The organism is Rhizobacter sp. P1_G5, from assembly GCF_056405435.1.
The window spans coordinates 1-5,317 of the sequence record NZ_JBFUCB010000434.1; the positions used below are offsets into that span (position 1 = coordinate 1).

4 protein-coding genes are annotated in these 5,317 nt (G+C 70.8%); 3 read left to right on the forward strand and 1 reads right to left on the reverse strand.

Going from position 1 to position 5,317, the window contains the following annotated elements; translation table 11 throughout:
- Positions 1-102: 102 nt before the first annotated feature.
- From AC1D12_RS23765 to AC1D12_RS23775, 3 genes are read left to right on the forward strand one after another with little or no spacing between them, the layout of a single operon-like run.
- The gene (locus tag AC1D12_RS23765) at positions 103-1,587 is read left to right on the forward strand and encodes an aspartate aminotransferase family protein (protein WP_477843263.1); all 1,485 of its coding nucleotides are present in this window, start codon (positions 103-105) and stop codon (positions 1,585-1,587) included.
- Positions 1,584-2,222, forward strand: a complete 639-nt coding sequence (locus tag AC1D12_RS23770; RefSeq protein ID WP_477843265.1) for a class II aldolase/adducin family protein — start codon at positions 1,584-1,586, stop codon at positions 2,220-2,222. Before AC1D12_RS23765 ends, AC1D12_RS23770 begins: the two co-directional genes overlap by 4 nt.
- 23 nt (positions 2,223-2,245) lie before the next feature.
- Entirely contained in the window at positions 2,246-3,427 is a 1,182-nt protein-coding gene (locus AC1D12_RS23775; RefSeq protein WP_477843267.1) for an MFS transporter, read from the forward strand.
- On the opposite strand, the gene AC1D12_RS23780 is transcribed toward AC1D12_RS23775, so the two are convergent.
- Positions 3,381-5,317 (reverse strand): chitinase N-terminal domain-containing protein (locus tag AC1D12_RS23780; protein ID WP_477843268.1); only part of this gene is annotated, 1,937 nt, incomplete at its 5' end. The two genes, AC1D12_RS23775 and AC1D12_RS23780, sit on opposite strands and share 47 nt — an antisense overlap.

Here is a 5,317-nt window from a genome sequence, read left to right on the forward strand (position 1 = left end):
GGCCGAGCCGTCGCAGCGCGAGGTCTTCGCGCGGCTCGATGCCGAGCTGGCCGATGCCATCCACCTTGCGACCCGAACTGCGACACGACACCGACCTGCACCATGAGCAACCTCGCCCCCATCCATTCGGCCGCTACGGCCGCTCCCACCAGCGCCATCTCGGCCTGGCCCGATGTCGATTCGCTGTACCGCCGCTTCGCCGAGCTCGTGAAGCAGCCGATGCGCCCGATCCGCCGCGATGCGATGGCCGGCGTGATGCGCCATTTCGACGAGCGCTGCGCCGGTTCGCGCCAGCTTGCCGAGCGGGCGCAGGCGGTGATCCCCGGTGGCGTGCAGCACAACCTGGCGTTCAACCACCCGTTCCCGATCGCCGCCGCCAAGGCCCAGGGCGCCCACCTGACCGATGTCGACGGCAACCGCTACATCGACTTCCTGCAGGCCGGCGGCCCGACGCTGCTCGGCTCCAACCACCCGGTGGTGCGCGAGGCCGTCAACCGCGTGCTCGACGACTGCGGGCCGGTGACCGGGCTGCTGCATGAGTACGAGGTGAAGCTCGCCGAGCTGGTGTGCCGGGCGATGCCGGGCGTCGAGATGCTGCGGCTGCTCGGCTCCGGCACCGAGGCGGTGATGGGCGCGGTGCGCCTCGCTCGCGCCTACACGCGCCGCAAGTGGGTCATCAAGATTGGCGGCGCGTACCACGGCTGGAGCGACCAGCTGGTCTACGGCATGCGGCTGCCCGGCACCGGGCGCATGGAGGCCGTCGGCATCCCGCGCGGCGCGACGGCGCACACGCAGGAGTGCCACCCGAACGACCTCGATGCGCTGCGCCGCAAGCTGCAGATCAACCGCCTGCGCGGCGGCACCGCGGCCGTGCTGCTGGAGCCGCTCGGCCCCGAGAGCGGCACCCGCCCGGTGCACCCCGACTACAACCGCCAGGTGCGCGCGCTGTGCGACGAGTTCGGCGCGCTGATGATCTTCGACGAGGTGGTCACCGGGTTCCGCATCGGCATGGGCGGCGCGCAGGCGTATTTCGGCGTCAAGCCCGACCTGACGGTGCTCGGCAAGTGCCTGGCCGGCGGCTACCCGATGGCCGGCGCGATCGGCGGCCGGCGCGACGTGATGATGCTGCTGGTCGGCGGCATCGGCACCACCGCGCGGCGTGCGTTCGTCGGCGGCACGCTGTCGGCGAACCCGCTGTCGTGCGTGGCCGGCTTCCATGCGCTGCAGGAGGCTGAGCGGGTCGATGCGGCCGGCGTCGCGGGCCGCGCCGGCGACCGGCTGCGGCGCGGGCTGGAGACGATCATCGCGGCGCGCGGCCTGCCGTACGTGGTCTACAACCTGGGCTCGATCGTGCACCTGCAGACCTCGGGCGTGCTGCTGATGRACACCAGCAGCCTCTACAAGCTGTACCGCGCGAAGGACGAGGCCAAGGCCCGCAAGCACATGATGGAAGAGATGGGCGCGGCCTACACCGCGCACGGGCTGATCACGCTGGCCGGCAGCCGCCTCTACACGAGCCTGGCCGACACCGACGAGGTGATCGACGACGCCTTGAACCGGTTCGACGACGTGTTCAAGCTGGTATGAGCACCGACGAGATCCTGCGCACCCAATGGCTGCAGCTGCGCGAACGGCTGCAGCGCAAGCATCTGCTGGGCGGAAGCAACGCAAGCTTGTCGCTGCGCGTCCCGGGCGCGGCGGCGATGTGGTTCGGCAGCGCGCTGGAGGCCGCACCGCAGCGGCTGCCGCTGCATCAGGACAACGAAGGAGGGGAAGAGGGCGCCCATGCCGCGGTCTACCGCGCACGCCCTGACGTGGGGGCCATCGGATGGGGTGGCGGGTCGTTCGGCATCGCGCTCGCCGACTTCGGCGGCACGATGCCGCAGCTGTTCGACGAACAGGCCCGCCACCTCGGCCCGATGGCCCCGGCCACGCCGCCCAGCGCGCTGGCAAGCTCGCTGCAGCAGCACCGCGGCAACGTGCTGATGGTGCAGCGCCGCCCGCTGTGCCTGGGCAGCACCGCGACGCGCCTGGCGCTGAACGCCGAGCTGTTCGAGAAATGCGCGAAGGCGCATGTGCTCGCGGTGGCCACCGGCGGCCGCGTGCGCGCGCTGCCATGGTGGGTGCGGTGGATTGCCAACGGCCGCCTGCGAAAGGATGCATCGCGGGCCGAAGCGCGCTTCGCGCAAGGCCTGCTGCCCGAAGAGAGCAAGGGATACTGAAACACCCCACGAGGAGACCCCGCATGCCCGCGAACGACGCATCGCCGATGCCCCCCTTTCAGGTCGCCGCGGCGCTGGCCGTCGGCACCATCGCCGTGCTGATGATCGGCGTGCAGCCGATCCTGCTCGGCGAGCTGGTCGATGCGAAGCAGGTGAGCCTGGAGGGCGTCGGCATCGTCGCGATGGCCGAGATCATCATGCTGGGCCTCGGTGTCGCGCTCGGCGATGCGCTGTTGCCGGGCGCGCAGCTGCGGCGCATCACGCTGGTCGCCGCGCTGCTGGCCGCGTGCCTCGACCTGCTGACGATGCGCGCCTCGGGCGACGCCGCGATGACGGCCGTGCGTGCCGCCGCGGGCCTGGCGGAAGGCGTGCTGGTCTGGGGCACCACCGGCGTCATCGTGCGCAGCGCCAACCCGGCGCGCGTCGGCGGCATCTTTTTCGTCGTGCAGACGATCGCGCAGGCGGCGCTCGGCGCGCTGCTGGCGCATGCGGTGATCCCGCTCGCCGGGTGGCAGGGCGGGTTCGCGGCGCTGGCGGTGCTGTCGCTGCTGCCGTGCGTGCTGGCCTTCCGCCAGCCGGCGCGGCTCGCGCCGCTGGTGGCGACTGCGGTCTCGGGCTTCCGCTGGTCGGTCGCCACGCTGCTGCCGCTGGTGGTGGCGTTTCTCCAGTTGGCCACGCTGGGCTCGTTCTGGGCCTACCTCGAGCCGCTGGGCAAGGCGGCAGGCTTCGATGCGCGCGCCGCGCAGACGCTGATCGCCGGCGTGCTGGTGATGCAGGTCATCGGCGGCAGCCTCGCCACCTTCGCGGTCGGGAGGTTGCCGGCGCGGCCGACGCTGGTCGCCTGCTCGGGGGTGCTGGCCGCGGTGATGTTGGCGCTGCATGCGCTGCCGGCCGGGCGCTCGCTGGATTTCGCGCTCGGCTGCGCGGTGTTCGGCTTCGTGTGGATGTTCATGCTGCCGTTCCACATCGGCCTGGCCTTCGGTGCCGACACCAGCGGCCGGCTGGCCGGGCTGGTGCCGGCCGCCCAGCTGCTGGGCAGCGCCTTCGGGCCGCTGATGGCATCGTTCATCGTCGAGGGCGACGAGGCCGGCGCCGTGCCCTGGCTCAGCGCCGCTTTCGCGGTGGCGGCCGCGGCGCTGTTGCTGGCACTTGTCGTGATCAGGGCAGCGGCACGACCGCGCCCTGCAGGTAGCGGTTCGCCTTGACGAGCCACCAGCGGTCATCGGTCAGCGGCTGGTTGCCGAGGCCGATGTTGTCGGTGGAGTCGCCGACGCCGGCGCCGAACATCAGCGACACCACGCCCGCCGCCTTGGCTTCGGGCAGGTGGCTGCCCCAGGTGATCTGCGCGCCGTTGGAGCTCACCTTCGGATCGCCGGCCGCGTTGGTCTTGTAGTAGCTCGCGGCGAACACGCTCGGCGTGGCGGTGAAGGTGTCGCCGAAGAAGTACGTCGGCGCGGTGTCCTCGTAGTGCTTGCTGGTGGCGTTGGTCAGCGTCGCGAACGGCGCGCCGGTGGCCGGGTTGGTGCCGACCGAGCCGTTCACGTGGCCGGCCGGCAGCTGCCACAGCACCACCGGCTTCTTCAGCGCGGCGTTCAGCGTCTGCACGTAGTACAGGTAGTTGTTCCAGTGGTCGGCGTTGAACTGCCACTTCGCGTTGCCGGCGGCGCCGCCGTCATAGCCGTACTTGTCGAACGAGATGAAGCTCGCGCCGTAGCTCGTGATGCCGGCCGCGTTGTAGTAGTTCGCGACGCGTTGTGCGCTGGCGGCGATGTACGGCCGGCCGGCGGTCCAGCCCTTCTCGGCGGTGTCGGTGATGTGCATCAGCCCGTTGGTCGAGGCGCCGCTCTGCGCATCGCTCCAGATGTTGATCTGCCAGCCGTACCACGCGTTGCGGCTGCGCTTCTGCACGATGTAGTTGACCGCCTTGACGAGCCCCTCGAGCGTGTTCGGGAACTGCGGGTCGGCCGAGGTCAGCACGCCCGCGGCGTACGCCTGGTCCACGCGCGCCATGATCTGCGACGGCTGCAGGCCGGAGTTCTGCATCATGTAGCCGATGAAGTCCGGCTCGATCACGTAGCCCACCGGGTCGTCGCCGGCCTCGGTGTTCGCGATGTCGATGGTCTTGACCCAGTCCTTGAAATACGCGCCCATGTAGGTCGCGTCCTGGATGTGGGCGAGGTCGGTCGGGTAGCTCTCGCCGCCGTCGGCGATGTTGTAGAACACGAAGACCGGGATCATCCCGAGCTTCTTCGACTCGCGGATGAAGTTGGTGGCGCGGAAGCACGGCACCGTCGTCCAGGTGCACCAGCTGGTGTTGCCCGGCACCGAGGCGCCGCCGTTCAGGTAGATGTAGCGCAGGTCGGCGCGGGTGTTCAGGTCGCCGCTGCCGAAGTTCTGCCAGTTGGCCAGCGCGGTGCCGCCGTCGTCGGAGACCGAGCCGATCGACACGTGCGCCGGCAGGCCGGGCAGGCTGCCGTCGGGCTTCTTCACGCGCACGCCGACCCAGCGGCCGTTGCCGTTGGCGTCGAGGATGCGGATGCCGGCGCGGCCGGCGCCGAGCGCGTTGACCGTGAGCTTGCTGCCGCTGACCGACACCGTCGCGACCTTCGGGTTGTTGGAGGCGACCGTGAAGCTCGGGTAGGCGACGCCGGAGACGCTGAGGTCGAGCGTGACTGAGCCGGGAGCGAGCGTGCTTTGCAGCGACTGGCCGCCGACATCCCACTGCTTGATGCCGATCAGCGAGGCGTTGCCGACGGTGGTGGCCGACGCATCGCTGAGCGTGGCGCCGGCGGCGTTGATCAGCTTCAGCTGGTAGGTGTAGAGGCCGAGCTTCTTGCCGGTGATCTGGATCGTGGCCGTCTGGGCCGCGTTGCCCACGTCGGCCAGCGTGCCGGACTGGACCTTGACGCCGTCTTCATACAGCTCCCACGAGGTGCCGCTGGTGCCCCACCATTTGTTCCAGACGATCGCGAAGCTGCCGGCGTGGTCGTAGTTCTGGATCTGCAGCGTGGGCTTGGCGGGCGCGCCGACGGGGGCCGGGGCGGGCGCGGGCGCGGGTGCCGGAGCCGGAGCCGGCGCAGGGGCGGGGGCGGGGG

Bases quoted from the DNA above. Each gene is read 5' to 3' on its own strand.
- AC1D12_RS23775 (WP_477843267.1), top strand. From the start codon at position 2,246: ATGCCCGCGAACGACGCATCGCCGATGCCCCCCTTTCAGGTCGCCGCG.
- AC1D12_RS23770 (WP_477843265.1), top strand. From the start codon at position 1,584: ATGAGCACCGACGAGATCCTGCGCACCCAATGGCTGCAGCTGCGCGAA.